This window comes from Candidatus Peregrinibacteria bacterium, from assembly GCA_016699755.1.
Classification (GTDB): domain Bacteria; phylum Patescibacteriota; class Gracilibacteria; order CAIRYL01.
In genome coordinates this window covers 44,579-67,407 of sequence record CP065009.1, presented here as the reverse complement: position 1 = coordinate 67,407, position 22,829 = coordinate 44,579, and the positions used below count along the sequence as shown (strand labels likewise).

Here is a 22,829-nt window from a genome sequence, read left to right as displayed (position 1 = left end):
TTTTGTGAGAACAGATGCCACAAAATACGCTTCAAGAAGACATTCAAAAATACATGGCGCCCTTCAAATCTCTCGTAAAACGAAAAGGAAAAGGTATTCTGAGGCATGATTATCTCGTTCCCGGCGGTCCCTACGAAGAGCAGTGGGACTGGGATGCATTTTTCATGGGAATGGCACTCGCCGCTGAAATTCCCTCCGAAGCTATTTTTCTAAAAAATTGGGCACTCAACTACCTCGAAAATGCAGAAAATCAAGGTTTTGTTTCTGGCTGTATCACTCCAAATGGACTAGATCCTCGTCTCAAACAAATAAAACCAGTACTTGCACAGGGCTGTTTTCATGCAAGTAATTTTTTGAATGATTTTTCTTGGATTACTCAACATCTTTACGAAAAACTCAAAAAAATAGTTCTCTATCGAGAATATAACGGATATTTTATCGAAAAATTTCACTTAGGATGCTGGACAGACAGCATGGAATCGGGGGCAGATAATAATCCTGCCCTTCTCCATTATCCCGAAAAATCTGTTCTCGCTGTTGATTTCAATGTTTTCTCCCTCTTGGAATATAGGGCAATGAGACAAATAGCAATCGCCCTTAAAAAAGAAGGAGATGCTCTGCTGTGGAAAAAGAAGTCGGAAATACTGAATAACGCCATTCTCCAACACCTTTGGAGCCAAAGTGATGAAGGATTTTTCAACATCAATCTTCAAAACGAACGCTTTATTCCTGTTGTTTCCTATTCATCAATTCATCCATTTTGGGCAGGCATAGCAAGCCAAGAGCAGGCAGATACTTTTTTTAAACATTATCTTTTGAACGAGGAAAAAATGCTTTCGCCCCACGGCATACGGAGTCTCAGCAAAGATGATCCATTCTACAATAATGCAAATATCATAAAGCCACACTCCAATTGGCAAGGACCAATATGGCCAATCGCCACCTATTTTTATATTATTTCCCTCGGAAACTACGGATACTGGGATGAGGCAGAGAAAATTGCTGAAAAAATAATTCGCATCTGTGTGCAAGATATTCAGCAGAGTGGAGGAATGCACGAAAACTACGACGCAGAAACAGGGCTTCCCTTAGCAGCACCAAATTTTATCAGCTGGAATCTCCTCCTTATAAATACGTTGCAACAAATACAAAGTCGCACCAATCCATTTTTTATTGCTCCATAAGCTTCACAGAGATGTTTTCTGGCAAGCGAGGAATTCTTCCAAAAAATGGAGGCCAGAGAGAAATATTAACAACGGCAACCTCCTGAAAATTCTCAAGAATACGTTTTGCTTCAGGAATTGACCTTCCCTGTACCTCTGCTTTTAAACGATTGACAAAACGAACTCCGTCAACAGTGCTTGGCTCAATAAGATATTGTTCCACTCCTCGAACCGAAACCGTTACTTTTATGCGATCTTTTTTGGGAGAAACAGAGAGAACTTCTGGAAAAATATTTTCGGTTTCTAAGGAGGCGAGGTGCATTCCAGGATCAACGATTTTTTCGAGTGCCTCCCGAAGAATGGAAACAACATCCGACTTGGAAAATGCCACCATGCGCACTCGCATTCGAGAGCGTACTGGAAATCGCGAAACATTTTTTCCAATCATTTCCTCCGGAAGATCAATTTCGAGCACTTCTGTTTCCAAAAACTCTTGTCCGGGTAAGAGAACGAGATCGGTATTTTCAAGACGATTTTTTCGTTCCACAAAAATATCAGAATCTTTTTTTGCATCTCGCAAAATCATTTCTTGAATTTGTCGTCGAGCCAAGTCGAGATCCTCCTCAGAAACTACTGGAACAAAACCATCAACCCCCCCCGTAAATGGCTCAGAAATCTCTCCCCAAACATGCTCGCGTGTAGGACTTGGAAGTCCTGGGATAATAAGTTTTTGTGGCGGCTGAATATTCCCTTTGTCTCCAATATAGCTTCCAAAAGTATCTCGTTCATCGGCAACAACAGGAATATTTACCTCTTGATTTGGACGAAGACGAAGCCAAGATTCCGAACGAAAAATAACACCATCGCTCGTTTGGAAACGAGTTCCTGGACGTAATGAAATTTCTTCTGAAAGAGTATTCATTACCCTTAGTGTTCCCGAAGCAGATTTTCCAGTAAAAATACTCGTCACCGTTTCAAATGGAATATTTTTTTCAAATATCGACTCAATGGGGGTGAAAGGGACAGTTTGCTGTCGCCAAGAATCGGTTGTATTTTCAGAAAGCTCGGGAACAAGGGTTATATTGGTGGTCACTTCAATAATTTTTTTCTGTGGAGAAATGAGAATAGTTGCCCCCGGCAATGTGAGAGTAGTGATAAAAAGAAAGAGAGCAAAGGAAATACCTCCAATGATAAAAAGAAGTGTTCGATTTGGACGACTCAGGAGTTCGAGAATTTCTCGCCTCTTCTGCTCCACCTCCCTGAGAGAAGAGACTCGTTCAGCTTTCTTTTGGTGTTCTTTGGAAAAAGAGCGTACCCGAATAGGCTTAGAATTTTCCTGTTTCTCCTTTCTCTCCCGAAGTGTCCGTTCAATAGGAAGCTCTTCCAAATGCTCCAAATCTGGCGCGTGAGCAATGTTGAGACGTTCACAAAAAGAAATTCCAGTAGGATCACGAGTCACAATCAGCAGTATTTTCCCCGCCCGTTCTGTATTGAGAGAAAGAATTTTTACACTAATAATGCTCTGAAAAAGCACCGCCTGAATCGGAACCACCAAAAAAACTGTCTCACTCCCCAGAGTGGCTATTTTTCGGGAAATATCATCGATATCTTCCTGAGGTTCAACAAAAAGAATACGGGGTTTCATGGGAGAGTGTCGGATGGAATGACCTTGGCATTTTGGTTTTTTCTTCGGAAAAACTCAAGAAAACGAGAATCGGAAGTAAAAAAAATATAAAATACTTTTTGTAATCCTGTTGTTCCCCATGAAACACTTCATTTTCTTTCGGAGAAAACAATTTTTCCGCAATATTACAAGCACTGTTTTTCAGAAAGATGACCGATAAATCTGTGTTTTTCTTTGATGAAATCTCCGTTCCCGACAAAAAAATATTTGGAGGAAAAGGGGCAAATTTAGCGCAAATGACACAGCTCAAATTCCCTGTTCCGCACGGATTCGTTATTTCCACCAAAGCATGTCAAACATATTTCTCTGAAGGAAACACACTTTCTGATTCTCTCAAAAAGGAGATTTTTACCGCTCTTAAAAAACTTGAAAAAAGCTCTGGAAAAAAATTGGGAGATACAGAAAATCCACTTCTTGTTTCGGTGAGAAGCGGTGCAGAAGTTTCTATGCCGGGAATGATGGATACCATTTTAAACCTCGGAATGAACAAAAAAACTGAACAAGGAATGGCAAAAAAAACGAAAAATCCGCGCTTTGCAGCAGATTGCCATCGGCGTTTTCTCCAGATGTTTGGCGAGGTAGTGCTTGGCGTGGACTATGAAATTTTTGACGATATTCTCCAAAAACAGAAGGAGGGTTCTGGCACACAAGAAGACACCGATCTTTCTGCGAATGACTTACAAGAAATTATTGTAGCATTTGAACACGCCATTATTAATACCACTAAAAACCCCATTCCAGAAGATCCGTTTGAACAACTCCTTCTCGCAGTCAGTGCAGTATTCGATTCGTGGCTGTCCAACCGCGCCAAAACCTACCGCCACATTCACGGTATTCCAGAAAACCTCGGAACCGCTGTTACCATTCAGCTCATGGTTTTTGGAAATACTGGAAAGACAAGTGGAACAGGAGTCTGTTTTACGCGGAACCCATCAACAGGAGAACGAAAAATATTTGGTGATTTTCTCATAAACGCCCAAGGAGAAGATGTCGTCGCCGGCATCCGAACGCCACTTGAAATTCACAACCTCAAAGCTATTCTCCCCGAAACCTTTAATCAGCTCACAGATCTTCTCGAAAAACTCGAGCAAGAGAATCGTGACATGCAAGACGTGGAGTTTACCATTGAAGAGAAAAAACTCTGGCTCCTTCAAACACGAACCGGAAAAAGAACAGCAGAGGCAGGAGTTCGCATTGCCGTAGAAATGAAGCAAGAAGGACTCATTTCCAAAGAAGAAGCGGTTTCTCGAGGAGATGTTCGAACAATTGAAACCCTGCTCCATCCGCAAATTGACCCAAATGCAGAAACAACAGAGCTCACCCGTGGTATTTCTGCAAGCCCAGGCGCCGCCAGTGGAAAAGCAGTTTTTACTGCGGATGATGCGGTACGAATGGCAGAAAATGGAGAAAAAGTGATTCTCATTCGCCGCGAAACCTCTCCCGAAGACATTCATGGAATGAATAAGGCAGAAGGCATTCTTACTGCCTGTGGAGGAAAAGCGAGCCACGCAGCAGTCGTTGCCCGAGGAATGGGAAAACCGTGCGTTGCTGGCGCTACAGAAATGATCGTCAACGCCAAGGCAAAAAAAATGACTGCCGGACATCGCATTATTCAAGAGGGAGATATAATTACCATTGATGGTGGAAGCGGAAAAGTATATGAAGGAGCGGTTCCCACCATTCCTGCAAAGCTCTCGGAATATTTAGAAACCCTTCTCTCATGGGCGGATGAATTTCGAACACTATCTATTCGCGCCAATGCCGATACCCCAGAAGATGCCAAACGTGCCCGAGAACTGGGCGCAGAAGGCATTGGACTCTGCCGAACAGAGCACATGTTCTTTACCGATGAACGCATTTTTCACATTCGACAAATGATCTTGGCGCATACCGACGAGGAACGAGAAGATGCGCTCAGTCATCTACTTCCCTTTCAACGACAAGATTTCGAAGATATTTTTACTGCCATGGATGGGCTCCCTGTCACTATTCGGCTTTTAGATCCTCCACTTCATGAATTTCTTCCAGAAAAAGATAAAGATATCGAAGCACTTGCAGGGCAATTTTTACTTTCGTTTGAAGAGGCAAAAGACCGCATCAAAGCACTCGAAGAGGTAAACCCTATGCTCGGACACCGTGGATGTCGACTCCTGATTACCACACCAGAAATTCTTCGGATGCAAGTTCGCGCTATTCTTGGCGCTGCCATTTCTGCCCAAAAACGTGGTGTTTCTGTCCACCCCGAAATTATGGTTCCGCTTGTAGGAATGTCGAGTGAACTCAGTCACTGTCGCAGGGAAATTGAAGCTGTTGCCGAAAACATTTTTGAAGAAGAAGGAGTGCGTGTCGACTACAAAATTGGAACCATGATCGAACTTCCACGCGCTTGCGCCCAAGCAAAAAGTATTGCGAAAGAGGCAGATTTTTTCTCGTTTGGCACCAACGACCTCACACAAATGACTTTTGGATTCTCTCGAGACGACGTGGGGCAATATGTTCCGAAATATGCAGAAAAAGGAATTTTAGAAAAAGACCCGTTTGAAACCATAGACCGGGGCGTGCAAGAACTCGTGAAAATAGGAGTAGAACGCGGACGAACAGAAAAGCCTTTTTTAAAAATTTCGGTATGCGGAGAACACGGCGGCGACCCCGATTCGATTATCTTTTTCCATACAGAAGGATTTAACGCGGTTTCGTGCTCACCTTTTCGAGTACCAACCGCACGACTCGCGGCGGCACAAGTGGCGATACGAAACAACACCATATAATCAGAATGGACTTTTGATATTCTTTAATTTCAGATTTGTCACCTGTGTGTATCGCTGTGTTGTTCTGATATTTGCATGACCAAGAAGCTCTTGCACATAGCGAATATCTGTTCCGTTTTCGAGAAGGTGCGTAGCAAAACTATGACGAAGTGAATGAAACGTCGCTGGTTTTTTAATACCCGTATTTTGAAGGGCATTCTGAAAGACCTTCTGGAGTGTTCGACTTGTCAGCTTCCCACCCTTACTACTTTCAAATATCAATTCACTTCTCTCTTTCCCTGCAATTTTGTTTCGAAGATGAGAAACGAGTTTTTCAGAAAAGGGAGTAATACGATCCTTTTGACCTTTTGCTCCTTTGATGTGCAAAAGTATATTTTCAAAATCAATATCTTGCACCCTCAAGTCCCTTATCTCACTTATTCTGAGTCCCGAAGCATAGGCGAGAGAAAGAAGGAGACGATGTTTCGCATTGGGGAGAGAGGCAATACATTTTTGAATTTCATTATGAGAAAGCACGATGGGAAGTTTTTGTGGTTTTTTCGCAAAACGAAGATGGATTTGCTGAGAAAGATGACAGATTTCTCGATAGAAAAAAAGTATCGCTTGCAAGTTTTGATTCAAAAAAGACGCAGAATATCCTTTTTGTTCTAAATAGAAGAGATAGTCTTTGATATGCTCTTCATCAAATTTTTCAAAGTTTTGTTTTTTTACCTCAAAATATTGTTCCAAAAGAGAGGTGTATATCTTCTTTGTATGAGAACTATATTTTCGAATAGAGAGTTCTCGTGAAAATTTTTGTAATAGATTTTCCACCTTTTAAAAAACGATGTGAAATATATATAAAATTCGCATATCCTGCAAATATTATTTTGACAAAAATATTTTATTCGCATATTTTTGAGTTAGCCTAAATCGCTTCGCTTCGCTTGCGATTCAGGCTAATGGGCGGCGGCTACGCCTCGTCAGACTTCATCGCTCGCAAAGCTCGCGACTTCGTCTAACTCGGTATATCCGAAACGCCCCTCTGAAACTTCGTTTCCTCGGGACGCATCGGATATACCGCCGCCCATTATATGAAATACATTTTTTATCTTTTTTGATAGTAAGGAATTTCCCGATTCGCTTTTGAAAAAAGAGGCAAAACAAAATTTTTCTAAAATTTAATGAGGGGAGATAAGGTGTTTTCTCCGCTATCGCTACGAAAACAATTTATATATAATTAGAGTATTATGAAAAATCTCAAAAAATATGCAAAAGCCATTATTTTACTAACAGTTATTATTTTGTTAGTCTGCTTTTCATTTTATAAGATCAGCAAATCAAGAAGTTTTCAATTTTTTGGTGGTCTTACCAGTCACATAAACACACAGGAAAAAATAATTGCTCTGACATTTGATGATGCTCCTACTGAATATACAAATGAAATCTTAGAAATTCTTAACGATAAAAACGTAAAGGCAACATTTTATGTCATTGGGAAAAATTTCGAAAAATATCCCCTTGAAGGAGAGGCGATAATTGAAAATGGGCATGAAATTGGAAATCATTCGTATTCACATCAACGTTTTATATTTAAATCACAAACATTTATTGAATCAGAGATTGAAAAAACAAATACGCTTATTTATGACCATGGCTATACAGGAGAAATTACATTTCGCCCACCAAATGGGAAAAAATTATTCGGCTTGCCATATTATCTCAGTCAAAATAATATCAAGACTATTATGTGGGATGTTGAACCCGATACTTATGTTTCAGGAGATGCAGATGCTATTGTAAAATACACAGTAGAAAATACAAAACCCGGATCAATAATTTTACTTCATCCGTTTTATGACACATCGGGTGAAGCGGACAGAGAAGCATTACCTAAAATAATTGACGAACTAAAAGCAGGTGGATACTCCTTTGTTACGGTGTCCCAATTATTAAAATACAAGAAATAAATTAGGGTCTTGACTAGATAAGGAACTTTCTTTATCTAGTTCTTATGAACAGGAAGCCAAAAAATAAGTATTACTACCGTTCGCGGATTTCTGAAGGGAAATTCCGGGAAATAATCCGGTATTTTTCTACTGATCTGACGGCAGAAAAAACAGCGGAATTTACTGGTTTGAATCGGAATATGATAAACAATGTTTTCCAGAAGCTTCGTGTTCGTATTGCTTTGGAATCAGAAAAAGAAAGCCCTCTTTCTGGAGAAGTAGAGATAGACGAAAGCTATTTCGGTCCAACACGGATCAGAGGAAAAAGAGGAAGAGGAGCAGGAGGAAAGACAATCGTCTTTGGGTTTCTCAAACGAGGAAGGAAAGTCTATTCGCAGATTGTTCCTGATGCGAAAGCAAAGAGTCTGGTTCCTATAATCAGGGGAAAAGTGTCGCCAGATTCTCATGTCCATTCTGATGGTTGGAAGGCATATGACGGACTGGTGGATTTTGGATTCGAGAAGCACTATCGAGTACACCACGGAAAGAATGAATTTGCGAGAGGAAAGAAGCACATCAATGGCATCGAATCGTTCTGGAGTTATGCCAAAAGAAGGCTCAGGAAATTCAATGGAATACAAAAAGAAAACTTCTTTCTTCATCTGAAAGAAACAGAATTCCGATTCAATTATCGGAATAAAAAACTCTATGATAAAATATTGGAGACATTACGAAAAAAATCTCTTAACTAGTCTAGACCCAAAAAAAATCACCACGATATGATACAACTAGAATTTCCAATCGGCTTTATACTCAATGAGCATTTCATCCCTGCTCACCTACTTTTTGAAATACTCGCTTTTTGGATAGGAGGAGCTTACTATTATAAAATTCGTAAACAACAAAAAGATATTTTTACTGCTTCGCAGAGGCTAACTCTTTTACTTTCTGCTGCAATTGGAGCATTGTTAGGCTCTCGTCTTTTAGCAGCCATAGAACATTATGAACTGCTCGCAAATGATTTTTCTTGGATTTTATTTACTCAATCAAAAACAATTGTAGGAGGAATTATTGGAGGATGGATAGCAGTAGAAATAGCAAAAAAAATATTAAAAATAAAAAAATCCAGTGGAGACTTATTTACCTTTCCTTTGATTCTAGGAATTATGATTGGAAGAATCGGCTGTGCTTTAACAGGAGTCTCTGATGGAACAGCGGGGATTGCTTCCAACCTTCCATGGGCTTTTGATCAAGGAGATGGTATAGCAAGACACCCAACTGCTATTTATGAAATGCTATTTTTAGGGATTTTATGGATAATCTTAAGCTTTCTAAAAAGAAATTATACTTTAAAAAATGGGGATATTTTTAAATTTTTTATGATTGGGTATTCCCTTTGGAGATTGTTAGTAGAATTTATTAAACCAGTGCCAGATCTTTTATGGGAATTATCGGCTATCCAAATTGCTTGTGTCTGTGTTCTTGGTTATTATGGACATATTTTTACAAAAAGATTTTATAAATTAACCTAAAAAAATATGACAGCACAAAGACCTTACATTTATTATGATTTAGCAATAAGTCTATGCCCGACATGTCTAAAGCGCGTGTATGGAAAAATTGTTTTCGAAGATGATAAAGTTTTTATGCTCAAAAAATGCAAAGAACATGGAAGTTTTAAAGTTCTCATTGCAACCGATATTGAATACTACAAAAAATGTAGGCAGTACATGAAAAAAAGTGAAATGCCCTGCAAGTTTGGAACAAAAGTAAAATATGGATGTCCTTATGATTGTGGGCTGTGCGAAGATCACGAACAACACTCTTGCTCTTCCGTTATAGAAATTACCGATCGATGTAATCTCAAATGTCCCACTTGCTATGCTTCATCTTGTCCAAATTCTGGAAATCATAGAACTGTTGCAGAAGTAGAAAAAATGTTTGATATTATGGTGAAAAGTGAAGGTGAGCCTGATGTAATTCAGATAAGTGGAGGAGAACCAACGATTCATCCTCAATTTTTTGAAATTCTAGATATAGCAAAGCAAAAACCGATTAAACATATTTTGCTCAATACTAATGGGATCAAAATAGCAACCGAAGAAGGATTTTCTGAAAAACTGGCAAGCTACATGCCACAATTTGAAATCTATTTACAATGGGATTCGTTAAAACCAGAAGTATTAAAAAAACTCCGTGGAGCAGATCTTTCAGAAATTAGAAAAAGGGCATTAGAAAAATTGAATAAACTCAATCTTTCTACTACTTTAGTTGTAGTTGTTGAAAAAGATCTTAATGATGGTGAATTGGGAGAATTAGTTGACTTTGCAATGAAACAACCATGTGTAAGAGGGATAACTTTTCAGCCGACTCAATTTGCAGGAAGAAATGAGAATTTCAATCCTGAGACCGATAGAATTACTCCAACGGAAGTTCGTCAAAAAATTATCGCTCAACAAGATACCTTTACAGAAAATGATCTTATTCCTGTTCCCTGCAATCCTGACACACTCACTATGGCGTATGGACTAAAAGTAAAAAACAAAGTTCATCCATTAACTCGCTATATTGATCCGACCAAACTTTTAGAAGCCTCAAAAAATACCATTGTATTTGAGAGAGATGAGGAACTGAAATCAAAACTTATTGAGCTTTTTTCTACTGGAAACTCACCAGAAAGTTCTTCAAAAATATTTGGAAGTTTAATGTGTTGCCTTCCCAAGATTGTAGCACCCCAAAATTTGAAATATGATAATCTGTTCCGTATTTTAATTATGCACTTTCAAGATGCCTATGATTTTGATGTCAGAGCGATTAAAAAATCATGTGTGCATATTGTTCATAAAGATGGAAGAATTATCCCATTTGAAACCATGAATTTATTTTATCGTGATAACGAAGAATATCTAAAAACACTTCAAAAGGAAGATGAATCTTTTACTTTTTAACTTTTTAAAACTATGAATAACGAAATTTTACAAAATCAATCTCCAGTTGAAAAAGAGAAAAAGTTTTTTTGGAAATTTTTGAAACACTATCTTATTGTCGTTGTTACTGTTTACATAATATTTCTCATAGTTGGTCACTTAATTGATGTAAAAAATGATGATTTAGGACTTCCATTTGGTACATTCGGTGGTATATCAATTTTAGTAATGTATGTTTTATTTGGTATTCCGCTCTTATTATCATTTATTTATTTTTTCAAAACACTTTATTACTTTTTCCAAAAAAAATGGGAATCTTTTAAGTTCTCTCTTTTGATTCTTGTTCTTGGATTGATTATTGGAGGAGGAATTTGCTTTAGCAATATATTTATTATTGGATTGCACTAAAATAAGGAGTTTTGAAAAAATGGAATTCACCCCTTTTGTTCCCCTCTTCCATTTTTCAAAACAAAAAACAAATTTATGAATAAGGATAAAAGCCTATCAAAATAAAATTTATGAAAAAATATTTTTTGAACTTCTCGCTATCGCTCGACCACGTTGCACTCTCGCTCCGCAAAGCTCCGCTCGGGACACACAACACAGTATATGCGGTTCACTCGTTGCACTTCGCTCTCCCATATTTTGCAGTGGTGCGCTAACGCGCTATTATACCACTGCAAAACATCGTATATGCCGCCCATTGTGTGAAATGCATGTTTTATTTTTGGGCTATCGCCCAACTCTAAAAAAGAATTTAAATTTTGTTTTTTTATTTATTAAATAGGGGTACATGATGTTTTCTCGCTCCGCTACGAAAACATTTGTTTATAAAGGGAAAACGAATACAATACAATTGCTTAACAAAATTCAAATTATGAACAAAAAAACTATGTATATAATATTAATCATTTTGGGAGTCCTGCTTATTCTCTGGTTTTTGTATAGCTGGCTATCGGTTCGCACAATTGAAGAACCGAAGTATGAAGTAATAACAACCACGCAAGACTACGAAATACGCGAGTACACCGCATACATTATTGCCGAAACCACAGTAAGTGGTTCCAAGGATCGTAACGAAGCAGCGCGAAAGGGTTTTCCGATAGTGGCGGGTTACATTTTTGGCGACAATACCTCAAAAGATAAGATTGCTATGACCACACCAGTAAACACCGAAGTAAGCGAATCGGAAAAAATAGCTATGACCACGCCTGTAAATACCGAAAAGATAGCCATGATCGTACCAGTAAATACAGAGCAAAAAAAGACTGAAGGAAGCTACAAAATATCTTTTGTTATGCCAAGTGAATACACACTAGAGACTTTGCCCACCCCAAATGACAGTCGAGTCACACTCAAAAAAGTGTCGTCTCGCAAAGTTGCGGTTAAGCGCTTTTCCTGGTCTGCCAGCGAGTCTGCGGTCAAAAAGCAAGAAGAAGCATTGCTTTCTGCTCTGAGTTATGATGGCATTGAAACCGTGGGGGCAATAAATGTAGCCCGATATAATCCACCATGGACAATACCTTTTATGCTTCGTAATGAAGTACAAGTAGAAATTAAATAACGAAAAAAATATGAATAAAAACAACCTCACTCTCAAAATTTCTGTTGCACTTGGATACGTTGCCATGGTCGCAGTCAATTTCTTAGCCAATGCCCTACCCATTGGCGGGGTAACTACTGGCGAGGCTTCTGATTCCTTTGGCAACCTCTTTACACCCGCTGGAGTAACTTTTTCTATTTGGGGGCTTATTTATTTACTTCTCTTAGGATACACCCTATATCAGTTTGGCTTTGGCAAGAAAGAGACAAAGGCATCGCGCGAAAAACTTTTTTCTACAATTAATCGATATTTTCTTATCACTTCTTTTGCCAATATAGCTTGGATCTTTGCTTGGCATTATGGCGTGATTTGGCTTTCAGTGATCATTATGTTCGCCTTGCTGTTTTTCCTTATAAAAATTGCTGATGTCATAAACAAAGAAAAATATAATCTTCTAGAAACGATTCTAGTGCGCTTGCCATTTAGTGCCTATTTTGGTTGGATCACCGTTGCAACCATTGCTAATATCACGGTCTTTTTGGTAAGCATAAATTGGAATGGATTTGGTATTTCCGAATCCATCTGGACCGTCATTGTTCTGCTCGTAGGAGCTGCCATCGGAACTATTCGTATGCTCAAAGACAAAAATATCTTCTATGGACTTGTCTTGGTGTGGGCATATGGGGGAATCTGGCTCAAGCACACTTCAGCGAGCGGTTTTGATGGAGCATATACGAACGTCATCACAACGGTAATTATCTGTATCATAATATTTTTTAGTGCTATAGGATTTCTAGGTTACAAGAAGGCTCTATCAAGAAAATTGCATAATTAACTATAATAAAATATGTATATAAAACTATTTCTCATAGCCTTGCCCGTATTTTTTGCCATCGACATGGTATGGCTCGGCCTTGTAGCAAAAAACTTTTACCAAAACCAGATCGGTTTTTTGATGACACCAAACATCAATTGGGCCGCCGCTATAATCTTTTATCTCATATTTATTGCAGGACTCGTTGTATTTGTTATTTCACCTGCAGTTAAAAAAGGATCATGGACTCAGACACTTCTCTTTGGGGCACTTTTTGGTCTCGTTACCTACGCTACCTACGACCTGACCAATTTGGCAACACTTAAAGATTGGCCATTATTGGTAACCATGGTTGATTTGGCTTGGGGAATGATACTGGGGGCGCTCGTGTCTTTTGCAACCTACAATATTTTTACTAAATTTTTTGCAACTTAAAATCATATGAATCTACTTACCACCTTTTTTATTGCTCTCGGACTAAACATTATAATGTTTGTCCCCGCATACATCTGGAAAACAGATAAACTGACTGATATCTCTTATGCTGTTACTTTTGCTTTGCTTGGAGTAATCAGTATTGTAATTGGCGGTATTTCAATTCCTTCAATCATTCTTGTTGCGGCAATACTACTTTGGTCTATTCGTCTCGGAAGCTATCTTCTAATACGAATTCACAAAATTGGCAGAGATAAACGTTTTGATGAGATGCGAAAGAGTTTTTGGCGATTTGGAAGATTTTGGATTTTGCAAGGACTTACTGTGTGGGTAGTCCTCGTACCAAGCATGCTTTTCTTGGTAAAATCACCGAAAAATCTCCCTTGGTACGCATATATTGGCTTGACTATTTGGGCTTTCGGATTGGCAATAGAAACAGTTGCAGACATGCAAAAGTTCAAATTCATTAACAACATCGATAACAAAGGAAAGTGGATTGATACTGGTATTTGGAAATATTCCAGACATCCAAATTATTTTGGCGAAATTACTCTCTGGTTTGGTCTCTATGCTTTTGTTTTTGGAAATTTAACAGCTGGCGAGGCACTTATTGGAATAATCGGACCGCTTTACATTACTATTTTAATTTTATTTGTGAGTGGAGTTCCACTTTTGGAAAAAGGGGCTGAGAAAAAGTGGGGTAAAAATCCTGAATATAGAAAGTACAAGCAAAAGACGAGTATTATGATTCCGTGGTTTAGAAAAAAGATATGAGAGTTTGGGTACCTATAAAACATCTTTGCAGAAAACACTTGCTCGGAGAGCATGGGGAGCTTCATGGTCTTTGAAATATTTTGACAAAGCATGGTGGCAAGGGTGGATATTCTAACCATCCAGAAACTAAACGCTGGATAGGAAAGTTAAGAGCAAACACAAAACACTGGTAGTTGAAATACAAAAAAAGGCTACAGCTAAAGTTTATCTATTGTCTTATCACGTGACGAAGTGAAAAGAATTTTGGAATCTCTAAAAAACACAAGGTATAAACTTCTTTTATCGCTCGCCTATGGATAAGGCCTATGAGTGAGTGAAGTTATTGCATTAAAATTGACAGTTCACGTCAAGCAAGCAAAAGGTCAAAAAGATCGAATCAGTGTGATGCCAGAAAGCTTAACTGGTGATTTAAAGAATAATGACCCAGTCTTTGCAAGTGAAAGAGGAGGCATTTTTACAAAGAAAACTGCACAGAAAGTTTTTGAAAATGCTTTTAAAGATTCAAGTATAAAAAAATACGATTCTTTTCATTTATTAATGCACTCATTTACTATACATTTATTAGAAAATAGTAATGATGTTCGATATGTTCAGGAACTTCTTGGGCATCAAAATATAAGAATTACACAAATATACACCCAAGTGACAAACCCAAAGCTAAAAAATATAAAGAGTCCGCTATGAGAAATTAGAACTTTTAGCCTAATGGTCAAAAACCTCTCCATCAAGACATTTCTCATTCCAAAGCCCACCATAAGTAGCCAAATGGGTCTGATTTTATCAAAAAAACTAGAACCCAAAAACCACAATCAAAAAGCCATTCCGCATAGAATAAGGCTTTAATTGATCTTACTGGTGGGGGTTTACAGACACCGATTGAACCAACAACACAAAGGGTTCAAGAGTATTTTTTGGAAAAGCATGGCAGAAAGCCAACGGTTGATGAATATTTGAATTTTGATGAACCTTTACACGCACGGATTGAACCTGAAGCCAAATGGGTTGAGTTTGAGAAAAACTTGATTGAGCTGGTGGATAAAGAATATTTTGTATTTTGTCGGTGGTGTGAGGGGAATCGGGAGGTAGCGAATGAGTTGGTAGTAATAATACAAAAATAAAAGCTATCCTTTCTTAATTTCTTCTTCAACTTTTCTTTTCGCTTCTTCCAAAAGTTCTTTACTTTCTTTTCTAAGTTTGTGGCTTGTTTGGATTTTTTCGGCGATTTTGTTTTGGATTTGCGGTTTGATGAGAGGAATTTTAATTGATTCTAATTCTGTTTTTGAAATTGCTGTCAAAATTGTTCCTTTTGAACCTCTTTGTAAAAGTTCTTGAATAACAAAAGATTTAAACAAAATAAGCAAAGTTTCAGAATTTATTTTTTCTGAATTTAAAATGAAAAATCCAGTTGAACAAATAGAATTATCAAATTCTTTTTCTACCAATGCACAAGAAGACAAAGAGCCTTCAATAGATGAAATAATCAAATCGTTTGTATTTATTTTTCTTCTTGCTCTACTTGGCAAGTCTTTGCCGAATTCTTCTTGATAATTTTGAATATAGCCCTGACTTGAAATATTGGAAAGTGCCAAATATTTATATTTTTGATCGTCTTTTGGATTGTAATTTTTATCTTTGAAATTTATTGCATTTCTCACTAAATCCCATCCTCCCTCATATTCCTCAATTTTCTTAATAATTTCGTCATATTTCGGCTGAAAATATTCGCTGTCGTACCTGTGGGATTCACTTACTTCATTTTTTGTAGTGGTAAACCAAAGCGAATGTTTAACCTCATAATTCAAAAGACCAAGTTCTGCCAAAAGTAATTCTTCGGCTTGATGGTAGAGTTGTTTGGATTGGGTTTGTTTTTGATGAGCGGATTTTACGATTTCTTCGATGTGGAGCTGGGAAGTTTGTGGGAGAATTGGAATTTTAATTTGTCTAAATTTTGCTGGACTAAAATTTGCCTGGTTACTAATCATTGAGTGCTTTTCAATCTCATTTCTTCCATAATTTGAGTTTAAATATATCATTAAAGATTCTGAATTTATCTCTTTATTTGGTCTGATTCTGAATAAATATGAGGCATATCCAATATCTAAGTCTTCCATACAAATTGCGGCTTTACCAACAAAATGAGGATTTCCATTTGTTCTACAAATTAAAACATCGCCTTTTTTAAGCTTTAAAGATTCAAAAACCTTTTCAGTTATTAAGTCAGAATATTTTGAAGGATTTCCAATATAATATCCATCAAATTCATTTAATCTAAGAATTGGGTAGCCTTTTTGTTCTTCGTTCAAGTCTTTTGAAGTTCCATACTGAACAAACTCAATAATATCTTTCCCAAAAACAAAGTTTTCAATCTTATATTTATTTAAATTAACATAAAATTCTGCTTCAATTCTAAGTTCAGAACTTTCTTTTAAAATGTCCGAATATTTTATGTAGCTTATTTGTGTCATAATTGTCTGTAATTATTTAAAAAATTCTTTTATTTCATTTATCCAACTAGGCAAAAAATCCTTTGGTTTTTCTTCTGTCTTCATAATTTCTATATATTTTTTGGCAAAATTATTTTTTATTTCCTCATTTACAAAATAATTATCAATCTCAAAATTTCTTAGATTTTCTTTTGTTGTGTTTCCAACTTTATTTTGGATATTTTCATCTTTAATTAAGAATTTTTCTTCTACCTCAAGTGCATCCAGTGTTTTTCTTAATATAATTGGATTTAATGATTTTTCTATATCAACAGGATCCTGCTTTTCTTCTGTTTCAAATTTTATTAATGATGTGAAATTTCCATTTTCAATTACCAATCTTTTAATGATTAAAATTTCCTTAATTTTTTCCTCTTGGTTTATATCATTTTTTCTTAAATTAGAATCAGTATCAGTTAAGCAAAATATTTTGCCTTTTGTTGCATCTTCAATATTTTCTACAATTGGCAATGCTAAATACTTATAAAATTTTTTAACTTGTTCAACTCCACCTACTGCGATAATTCTTAAATTTTTCTGTTCAATTTCTTCTTCTAAAAAATATTCTAAATAAATCTGATCACTAGGTCCTTCACAAATCAACCAACTGTAAGGTTTTATCGCCTTTAAAGAATGAAAAATTGACTGAACTAAATCATTTGTGCTTTTTAAAGAAAGATCCTTGGGAATATTTTTAGTTTGATATGGATATAAATATAAATCAGCTTCATGAAAAAATTCTATATTTTCTTTTTCATTCTTTAAAAAATGAACAATTCCTTTATCAACAATAGGTAAAAAACCATACCAATGCGTTGTAATAAAAATCTGAGCATTTTTAGATGTTTCTTTTAATTTTTCAAATTGTTCATAGCAAATAGATGTGTGCAATGAATTTTCAGGTTCATCTATGCCAACTATAACCATCTTTTCTCTTTCATTCCTTCTTCTTAGAAACGCATATACAAGATTAATTAAGGCTTGTCTTTTTTCACCCGCACTTAGCTCACCCACTTTCTTATTTATATTTCCAGTTTTTTTATTTAAAATTCTTTTTTGAAAATATACTTCCAAGATCTTATCAACTAAATCTGATGTCGTCACCTTATTATTTCTTTGCATGCCTGTCTCATAACAATATTCGTGACTTAATATTTCTTCAATTTCTTTAACAAATTTATCTAGTTTTTTATTTAAACCATCGCTATTATCAAGATTTACATTTGCTAAAGCTGTTTTAATTTCATCTTTTAATTCTTTATCAAAAATCTTCTGCATCTCTTCTGTTTCAATTTTTGTAAAATTTTCCACATTAATCTCCACAGGTAAATACACATAGGAATAAAGACTTTTTAATTCTTTAAGGAACTTTTTTTCATCAAAATCTGATATTCCTTTATCTTTGATAAATTGTGAAAAATCCTTTCGGGCTTTACTTTTTTTATCACCAAAAGGAAATTCTAGGTTTTTATTATAGTCTTCTCCTAAGAATATCAGATAGTGTTCATTTTTTATCTCTTCACTATCTAAAGAATCTCTTATTTTAAAGAATTCATTATTTTTATCTTTTTGATCAAGTTGCCAAAAAAAATCACTAATTGATTCAAAATAATTTTTTAATCTAGGTGCTTTTGATTTTGGTATTAAAAAAAGCGGACAGATATAGGAATCCCCAGCCTTTTCTTTCTTTGTTAATAACCAGTTTTTATTATTCAAAAATGTATCTAAAGCCTCCAATATAGAACTTTTTCCAACTCCGTTTTCACCTGTAAATGCTATAAAGTTATGTTTTTTTCCAATAGGAATAAAATTTTTCCCTCTATATGCTTTATAGTGTCTAACTTCTAGTCCAATTATCATATTGTTAAAAAAATTAAATCATAAAATTAAAATTCCCAAAAACTCAAACTTTTCTCTTTTGCCCATTTTTCAAAAGCCTCTGCAATTTCTCTCAGATCATGCTTTTGAATCAAATGATTATGTTCATCGAGTTTTCTTTCCCCTTTTTCGTTCGTTTCATATATTTCCAGTCCAGAATTATCTTTTCCACTGTTTTCACTTACTGCCATAAAGATTTCATAATCATCTTTTCTCGGATTGATTTTTTCATCCCATTTTTGGATAAACAAAACAGAGGTTTTTGTTCCTGTATGCGGTTTGAAAGTGTTGCCATCAAGTCCAACAACTGCGATAAGCCTTGCTCTTTCCATTACAAAATTTCTAATTTTCTCATCAGAAGTATTATTAAATCTTCCCTGTGGCAAAACAATTGCCATTCTTCCACCTGGTTTGAGAAAATCTAAATTTCTCTCGATAAACAAAACATCTCTTGAAACTTTATTGGCTTTTTTACCTTTGCCGTCAAAAGCAACTTCATAATTGGAAATCAATCTTGAATCTTTGATATCTCCCGCAAAAGGCGGATTTGCCATGACAATATCAAAATTAAACTCTTTAGGATTTTGACGGTTTTTCGCAAGGTCTAAGAGCCTATAATATCCCTCAAGATAGGTTTTTGCCCACGCACTATCTTTCAGTTTTTCTTCCCATCTGGTGTAATCCAAAGTATTGAGATGCAAAACATTCGTTTTTCCATCTCCTGCAATCATATTTAGGGTACGAGCGACACGGACTGACCTTTCATCAAAATCTATTCCAAAAACTTTATATACATAGTCTTTTTGCTCGCTCGTAAGTCTTTGATTTGAAAAGTTGGCAAATTGTGCCTTTCCTTGATTAACGAGTTTTTGCCACACATTAAAAAGAGTATGAACGGTAAATCCGCAACTACCGCAAGCAGTGTCGATCATATATTCGTTTGATTGTGGGTTCATCATATAGACACACATATCAATCACATTTCTTGGTGTGAAATATTGTCCTTTTTCTCCTTTGGCTGATTTATTTACAAGATATTCAAAAGCCTCATCTATGACTTGTAGATTTGAATTGAAAAGTTTTACATTTTGCAAAAATCCAACACAAATTTGCAGATGGTTTTCATCGGTAATTCTAAGTGGTTCGCCTTTTTCAAAAATACCTTGCCATTTGTCTTTTGCTTTTTGATACAAAGCATTTATTGTTTCTTTTGTATGATGTGCATCGCCACGACTTCTAAATTCAAGTTTTCTATACTCGTCATTGTCAATTTGTTCAAGAATCTGTTTATCGGTAAAGTCTGGATTTTGTTTTTTGATGATTTTAAATTGAGTTTCAATATTTACTCTATCATCAGCACTTTCCATTTCATCATAAAGTTTTGTGAAAATAAGTTTAAAGACTTCTTCAAAAACATCTACTCCTGCATTTGCCAAAACCTCATCTTCCATTTCTTGAATTAAGTCTTTTAACGATTTTCTTTCTTCTGTAAGTCTGTCTTTACCCATTAATTCCAAATAGGTAAATCTTTCATTTTTTACATCATCAATCGTTTCACTCGCTTTTGGAATATCAGAAAGTGGCTCAAAATAGTTCGGATCAAGTCTTTCATAATAATTTATCTCAACACCGTTCGTCCACACAGCAAGCGGTGCCCCTGTTGCATTGGTATAGCTTTTTAATTGGTCTTTTCCATCTTTTGCACTGTGTTTTTTGATTTCAAGAACGCAATAGATACTGGTTTTATCGGTTTTGTTAAAAATCACAATATCAGCGAATTTTTTCTCTCTTCCAAAATTTACTGTGTATTCAACATCAAGCAAATCAACAGAATATCCATATTCATTGATAAGTTTATCAAGCATAAGTTGTCTGACGATTTCCTCTGGTTTTACTTGAATGTCTTTATTCCTCTTGAAACACTTTAAAAAAAGTTTTTCTCCTTTTTCAAAGATATTATTTTCGATTCTATCAATGCTTTCAGGCGAAAAAATGGTTAGATCATATTTTCCATCTGATTTTACGAGTTGTGCAATTTGTATGTTTTTCATAATTTAAGAAGTTAATTCATCTAAAGTAATTCCTAATCCTTCCGCAATTTTAGTAATACTGCTCAAAGTTGGATTTTGAATTACATCACTTTCAATTTTTGCAAGAGTTGTATAAGGAATATCAGCTTTTCGAGCCAAAACGTCTTGTGTGATATTTTGCTTTGCACGCCAAAATTTTATCTTTTTTCCTATCGTTATTTCTTCCATAAAGTGAAAGTATTAGTTTGTTATTCTTAGTGTACCAATTAAAAATATATTTTCAATATCAATAAAAAGTTCGAACTGCTGACCATAAGGTCAAAAACCTCTTCAATTAGACATTTCTTGTTCAGGAAACCGCCCCAAACAGACAAAAGGGTCGGGATATTTTCAAAAAAACTCGAACTGAAAAATCACAACAAAAAATCCTTTTCATATAATGGAAAGGATTTTTTAAAGTCTGAAATGGTGGAGCTGAAGGGATTCGAACCCTTGACCCCCTGCGTGCAAAGCAGGTGCTCTAGCCAACTGAGCTACAGCCCCACGACAAAAGCGAGGTCATTTTCCTCGAAAATATTTGAAAAGTCAATTTCCAAATTTCTTTTCGTAGCATTCGAGACACTCTCCAATAAATTCTTTTGCGGTTTCTGCATTATCCCACGACTTTACAATAACAGTTTTTCCTAGCTCTAAGTCTTTGTAGTGCTCCATAAAATAGTGAATATTTTCCCGTTTTTTTATGGGAAGATCCTCAAAACGATTGACGTCTTTGTAGTATCCATCTCCTGTCGGAATCGCCAAAATCTTATCGTCTCGTTCTCCGCTATCATCTACCGAAAGCATGCCAACCACTCGGCAGGGAACCACGCATCCCGGATGAAGCGGCTCACTCGCAACAACAATGGCATCAAGCGGATCATTGTCATATTCATTCCACGTTTTTGGAATAAGTCCGTATGAAAATGGATAGGGAATGGGTGTTTTGAGGAAGCGATCGACAAAAATAGTTCCGTATTTTTTTTCAAACTCATACTTTACCCGACTCCCTTCGGAAATTTCAATAATAACGTTCACCTCTTCTGGAAGGTTTTCTCCAGCGGGAACAGCGTGAAAAATATTTCCTGTTGACATAGTTACGACAAAAAAACTTTCTGTATTTTTTCAGAAGAGATGTATTTTCGCAAGAAAATGTCTCGACCGTTTTTTTGAAAACCGCCATAATCCAAAATGCTTTTTCCACAATTTATGCCTGACTATGCAAATGATTCCGTAGCATTACACCAAAAATTCGGAGGGAAAATTGAGATTGCTCTTAAAGTTCCCCTTCAAACAACATATGATCTTTCGGTTGCCTACACTCCCGGAGTGGCTCAACCATGTTTAGAAATCCAGAAGAATCCGGCGCTTGGACGTACACTCAGCTGGCGAAAAAATCTTGTTGCTGTTGTCACCGATGGTTCGGCAGTGCTAGGACTGGGGAATATTGGCGGAGAAGCCGGTATGCCGGTAATGGAGGGAAAATGTGCACTCTTTAAGGCATTTGCCAATGTCGATGCGGTTCCTATCTGTTTGCGCACACAGGATCCCGATGAAATTGTGTCCATTGTCAAAAATCTTGAACCGAGTTTTGGAGGAATCAATCTCGAAGATATTGCCGCACCAAAATGTTTTGATATTGAATCTCGTCTCAAAAAAGAGCTTTCTATTCCCGTATTTCACGACGATCAGCACGGAACAGCAGTGGTGACACTAGCGGCACTCACCAATGCCCTCCGATTGGTAAAAAAAGATATTAAGGACGTGAAAATCGTTTTCTCTGGCGCAGGAGCAGCAGGGATTGCTGTGTCAAAACTTCTCCTTTCGGCAGGCGCAAAAAATATTATTCTCTGTGATTCCAAAGGTGCTCTTTCTTCACATCGAGACGATCTCAACGCTTCTAAAAAGGAAATTCAGTCGCTCACCAATCCTAATGATGAGGGCGGAAAATTAAAGGATGTTCTCCAAAATGCGGATGTGTTTATTGGCGTTTCTGCACCAAACCTTTTGGATGCAAATGATATTCGAAATATGGCGAGTGATCCGGTTGTTCTCGCCATGAGCAACCCAACACCAGAAATTATGCCAGATGAAGCACAAAAAGGGGGTGCTCACATCATTGCCACGGGACGAAGTGATTTTCCGAATCAGGTGAATAATGTTCTCGTGTTTCCGGGGATTTTCCGCGGTGCGTTCGATTCTGGCGCCACAGAGATTACCGAAAAAATGCTTCTCTCTGCGGCAAGCGGACTCGCTGGACTTGTACAAAATCCTACTCCAAAAAAATTTCTTCCAGGTGTGTTTGACGAAGGAGTGAGTGAAGCGGTAGCAAAGGCGGTTCGAGGAAAATAATATTTTTTCTTTTT

At 36.6% G+C, this 22,829-nt stretch carries 21 protein-coding genes and 1 tRNA gene; 14 read left to right on the top strand and 8 right to left on the bottom strand.

Annotation, left to right across the window (positions count from 1 at the left end):
* The first annotated feature begins 14 nt into the window (after positions 1-14).
* A complete protein-coding gene (locus IPN35_00320) occupies positions 15-1,184 on the top strand; it encodes a hypothetical protein (protein QQS59323.1) in 1,170 nt (389 codons plus the stop codon).
* On the opposite strand, the gene IPN35_00315 is transcribed toward IPN35_00320, so the two are convergent.
* Entirely contained in the window at positions 1,171-2,808 is a 1,638-nt protein-coding gene (locus IPN35_00315; protein QQS59322.1) for a hypothetical protein, read from the bottom strand. The genes IPN35_00320 and IPN35_00315 overlap by 14 nt on opposite strands.
* 188 nt (positions 2,809-2,996) lie before the next feature.
* On the opposite strand from IPN35_00315, the gene IPN35_00310 reads away from it, so the two are divergent.
* Positions 2,997-5,615 carry a pyruvate, phosphate dikinase gene (locus IPN35_00310; protein ID QQS59321.1) on the top strand — a complete coding sequence of 873 codons (2,619 nt, stop codon included), beginning with the start codon at positions 2,997-2,999 and terminating at the stop codon, positions 5,613-5,615.
* Here IPN35_00310 and IPN35_00305 read toward each other — a convergent pair whose 3' ends face one another.
* Positions 5,616-6,428 (bottom strand): tyrosine-type recombinase/integrase, encoded by an 813-nt coding sequence (locus tag IPN35_00305; GenBank protein ID QQS59320.1) that lies wholly within the window; start codon positions 6,426-6,428, stop codon positions 5,616-5,618.
* Between the two features lie 416 nt (positions 6,429-6,844).
* Here IPN35_00305 and IPN35_00300 point away from each other — a divergent pair, with 416 nt between their 5' ends.
* The 11 genes from IPN35_00300 to IPN35_00250 all read left to right on the top strand — a co-directional run bounded on the left by IPN35_00300 (position 6,845) and on the right by IPN35_00250 (position 15,154).
* A complete protein-coding gene (locus tag IPN35_00300; GenBank protein QQS59319.1) occupies positions 6,845-7,564 on the top strand; it encodes a polysaccharide deacetylase family protein in 720 nt (239 codons plus the stop codon).
* 44 nt (positions 7,565-7,608) lie between these two features.
* Entirely contained in the window at positions 7,609-8,295 is a 687-nt protein-coding gene (locus tag IPN35_00295; GenBank protein ID QQS59318.1) for an IS1595 family transposase, read from the top strand.
* Positions 8,296-8,322: 27 nt separating this feature from the next.
* Positions 8,323-9,075: a prolipoprotein diacylglyceryl transferase gene (locus IPN35_00290; protein ID QQS59317.1), complete on the top strand. Its 753-nt coding sequence runs from the start codon at positions 8,323-8,325 to the stop codon at positions 9,073-9,075.
* Between the two features lie 6 nt (positions 9,076-9,081).
* Positions 9,082-10,491, top strand: coding sequence for a radical SAM protein (locus IPN35_00285; protein QQS59316.1), 1,410 nt, complete (start codon positions 9,082-9,084; stop codon positions 10,489-10,491).
* Positions 10,492-10,503: 12 nt separating this feature from the next.
* Positions 10,504-10,878 carry a hypothetical protein gene (locus IPN35_00280; GenBank protein QQS59315.1) on the top strand — a complete coding sequence of 125 codons (375 nt, stop codon included), beginning with the start codon at positions 10,504-10,506 and terminating at the stop codon, positions 10,876-10,878.
* A 484-nt stretch (positions 10,879-11,362) separates the two neighbouring features.
* Positions 11,363-12,034, top strand: a complete 672-nt coding sequence (locus tag IPN35_00275; GenBank protein ID QQS59314.1) for a heme-binding protein — start codon at positions 11,363-11,365, stop codon at positions 12,032-12,034.
* 10 nt (positions 12,035-12,044) lie between these two features.
* Positions 12,045-12,848, top strand: coding sequence for a tryptophan-rich sensory protein (locus tag IPN35_00270; protein ID QQS59313.1), 804 nt, complete (start codon positions 12,045-12,047; stop codon positions 12,846-12,848).
* Between the two features lie 12 nt (positions 12,849-12,860).
* Positions 12,861-13,262, top strand: coding sequence for a DUF2177 family protein (locus tag IPN35_00265; protein QQS59312.1), 402 nt, complete (start codon positions 12,861-12,863; stop codon positions 13,260-13,262).
* 6 nt (positions 13,263-13,268) lie between these two features.
* Positions 13,269-14,036: a DUF1295 domain-containing protein gene (locus IPN35_00260; protein QQS59311.1), complete on the top strand. Its 768-nt coding sequence runs from the start codon at positions 13,269-13,271 to the stop codon at positions 14,034-14,036.
* Between the two features lie 309 nt (positions 14,037-14,345).
* Entirely contained in the window at positions 14,346-14,720 is a 375-nt protein-coding gene (locus IPN35_00255) for a tyrosine-type recombinase/integrase (protein QQS59310.1), read from the top strand.
* A gap of 227 nt (positions 14,721-14,947) precedes the next feature.
* Positions 14,948-15,154: a hypothetical protein gene (locus IPN35_00250; GenBank protein ID QQS59309.1), complete on the top strand. Its 207-nt coding sequence runs from the start codon at positions 14,948-14,950 to the stop codon at positions 15,152-15,154.
* A 3-nt stretch (positions 15,155-15,157) separates the two neighbouring features.
* Here the strand turns inward: IPN35_00250 and IPN35_00245 are convergent, their stop codons facing one another.
* From IPN35_00245 to IPN35_00220, 6 genes are all read right to left on the bottom strand, one after another.
* Complete coding sequence (locus IPN35_00245) at positions 15,158-16,501, bottom strand: restriction endonuclease subunit S (GenBank protein ID QQS59308.1); 1,344 nt, start codon at positions 16,499-16,501, stop codon at positions 15,158-15,160.
* Between the two features lie 12 nt (positions 16,502-16,513).
* The gene (locus tag IPN35_00240; protein ID QQS59307.1) at positions 16,514-18,379 is read right to left on the bottom strand and encodes an AAA family ATPase; all 1,866 of its coding nucleotides are present in this window, start codon (positions 18,377-18,379) and stop codon (positions 16,514-16,516) included.
* A gap of 26 nt (positions 18,380-18,405) precedes the next feature.
* Positions 18,406-20,448: an N-6 DNA methylase gene (locus IPN35_00235; protein QQS59306.1), complete on the bottom strand. Its 2,043-nt coding sequence runs from the start codon at positions 20,446-20,448 to the stop codon at positions 18,406-18,408.
* A gap of 3 nt (positions 20,449-20,451) precedes the next feature.
* Entirely contained in the window at positions 20,452-20,655 is a 204-nt protein-coding gene (locus IPN35_00230; protein ID QQS59305.1) for a helix-turn-helix transcriptional regulator, read from the bottom strand.
* 238 nt (positions 20,656-20,893) lie between these two features.
* Positions 20,894-20,970, bottom strand: a tRNA-Ala gene (locus tag IPN35_00225).
* Between the two features lie 42 nt (positions 20,971-21,012).
* A complete protein-coding gene (locus IPN35_00220) occupies positions 21,013-21,558 on the bottom strand; it encodes an inorganic diphosphatase (protein ID QQS59304.1) in 546 nt (181 codons plus the stop codon).
* 114 nt (positions 21,559-21,672) lie between these two features.
* On the opposite strand from IPN35_00220, the gene IPN35_00215 reads away from it, so the two are divergent.
* Entirely contained in the window at positions 21,673-22,815 is a 1,143-nt protein-coding gene (locus tag IPN35_00215; protein ID QQS59303.1) for an NADP-dependent malic enzyme, read from the top strand.
* The last annotated feature ends 14 nt before the right edge of the window (positions 22,816-22,829 follow it).

What these genes read in the sequence shown, in the direction of transcription:
- IPN35_00320 (QQS59323.1), top strand. Translation starts at nt 15, where the DNA reads ATGCCACAAAATACGCTTCAAGAAGACATTCAAAAATACATGGCGCCC.
- IPN35_00315 (QQS59322.1), bottom strand. Translation starts at nt 2,808, where the DNA reads ATGAAACCCCGTATTCTTTTTGTTGAACCTCAGGAAGATATCGATGAT.
- IPN35_00310 (QQS59321.1), top strand. Translation starts at nt 2,997, where the DNA reads ATGACCGATAAATCTGTGTTTTTCTTTGATGAAATCTCCGTTCCCGAC.
- IPN35_00300 (QQS59319.1), top strand. Translation starts at nt 6,845, where the DNA reads ATGAAAAATCTCAAAAAATATGCAAAAGCCATTATTTTACTAACAGTT.
- IPN35_00295 (QQS59318.1), top strand. Translation starts at nt 7,609, where the DNA reads ATGAACAGGAAGCCAAAAAATAAGTATTACTACCGTTCGCGGATTTCT.
- IPN35_00290 (QQS59317.1), top strand. Translation starts at nt 8,323, where the DNA reads ATGATACAACTAGAATTTCCAATCGGCTTTATACTCAATGAGCATTTC.
- IPN35_00285 (QQS59316.1), top strand. Translation starts at nt 9,082, where the DNA reads ATGACAGCACAAAGACCTTACATTTATTATGATTTAGCAATAAGTCTA.
- IPN35_00280 (QQS59315.1), top strand. Translation starts at nt 10,504, where the DNA reads ATGAATAACGAAATTTTACAAAATCAATCTCCAGTTGAAAAAGAGAAA.
- IPN35_00275 (QQS59314.1), top strand. Translation starts at nt 11,363, where the DNA reads ATGTATATAATATTAATCATTTTGGGAGTCCTGCTTATTCTCTGGTTT.
- IPN35_00270 (QQS59313.1), top strand. Translation starts at nt 12,045, where the DNA reads ATGAATAAAAACAACCTCACTCTCAAAATTTCTGTTGCACTTGGATAC.
- IPN35_00265 (QQS59312.1), top strand. Translation starts at nt 12,861, where the DNA reads ATGTATATAAAACTATTTCTCATAGCCTTGCCCGTATTTTTTGCCATC.
- IPN35_00260 (QQS59311.1), top strand. Translation starts at nt 13,269, where the DNA reads ATGAATCTACTTACCACCTTTTTTATTGCTCTCGGACTAAACATTATA.
- IPN35_00245 (QQS59308.1), bottom strand. Translation starts at nt 16,501, where the DNA reads ATGACACAAATAAGCTACATAAAATATTCGGACATTTTAAAAGAAAGT.
- IPN35_00240 (QQS59307.1), bottom strand. Translation starts at nt 18,379, where the DNA reads ATGATAATTGGACTAGAAGTTAGACACTATAAAGCATATAGAGGGAAA.
- IPN35_00235 (QQS59306.1), bottom strand. Translation starts at nt 20,448, where the DNA reads ATGAAAAACATACAAATTGCACAACTCGTAAAATCAGATGGAAAATAT.
- IPN35_00230 (QQS59305.1), bottom strand. Translation starts at nt 20,655, where the DNA reads ATGGAAGAAATAACGATAGGAAAAAAGATAAAATTTTGGCGTGCAAAG.
- IPN35_00220 (QQS59304.1), bottom strand. Translation starts at nt 21,558, where the DNA reads ATGTCAACAGGAAATATTTTTCACGCTGTTCCCGCTGGAGAAAACCTT.
- IPN35_00215 (QQS59303.1), top strand. Translation starts at nt 21,673, where the DNA reads ATGCCTGACTATGCAAATGATTCCGTAGCATTACACCAAAAATTCGGA.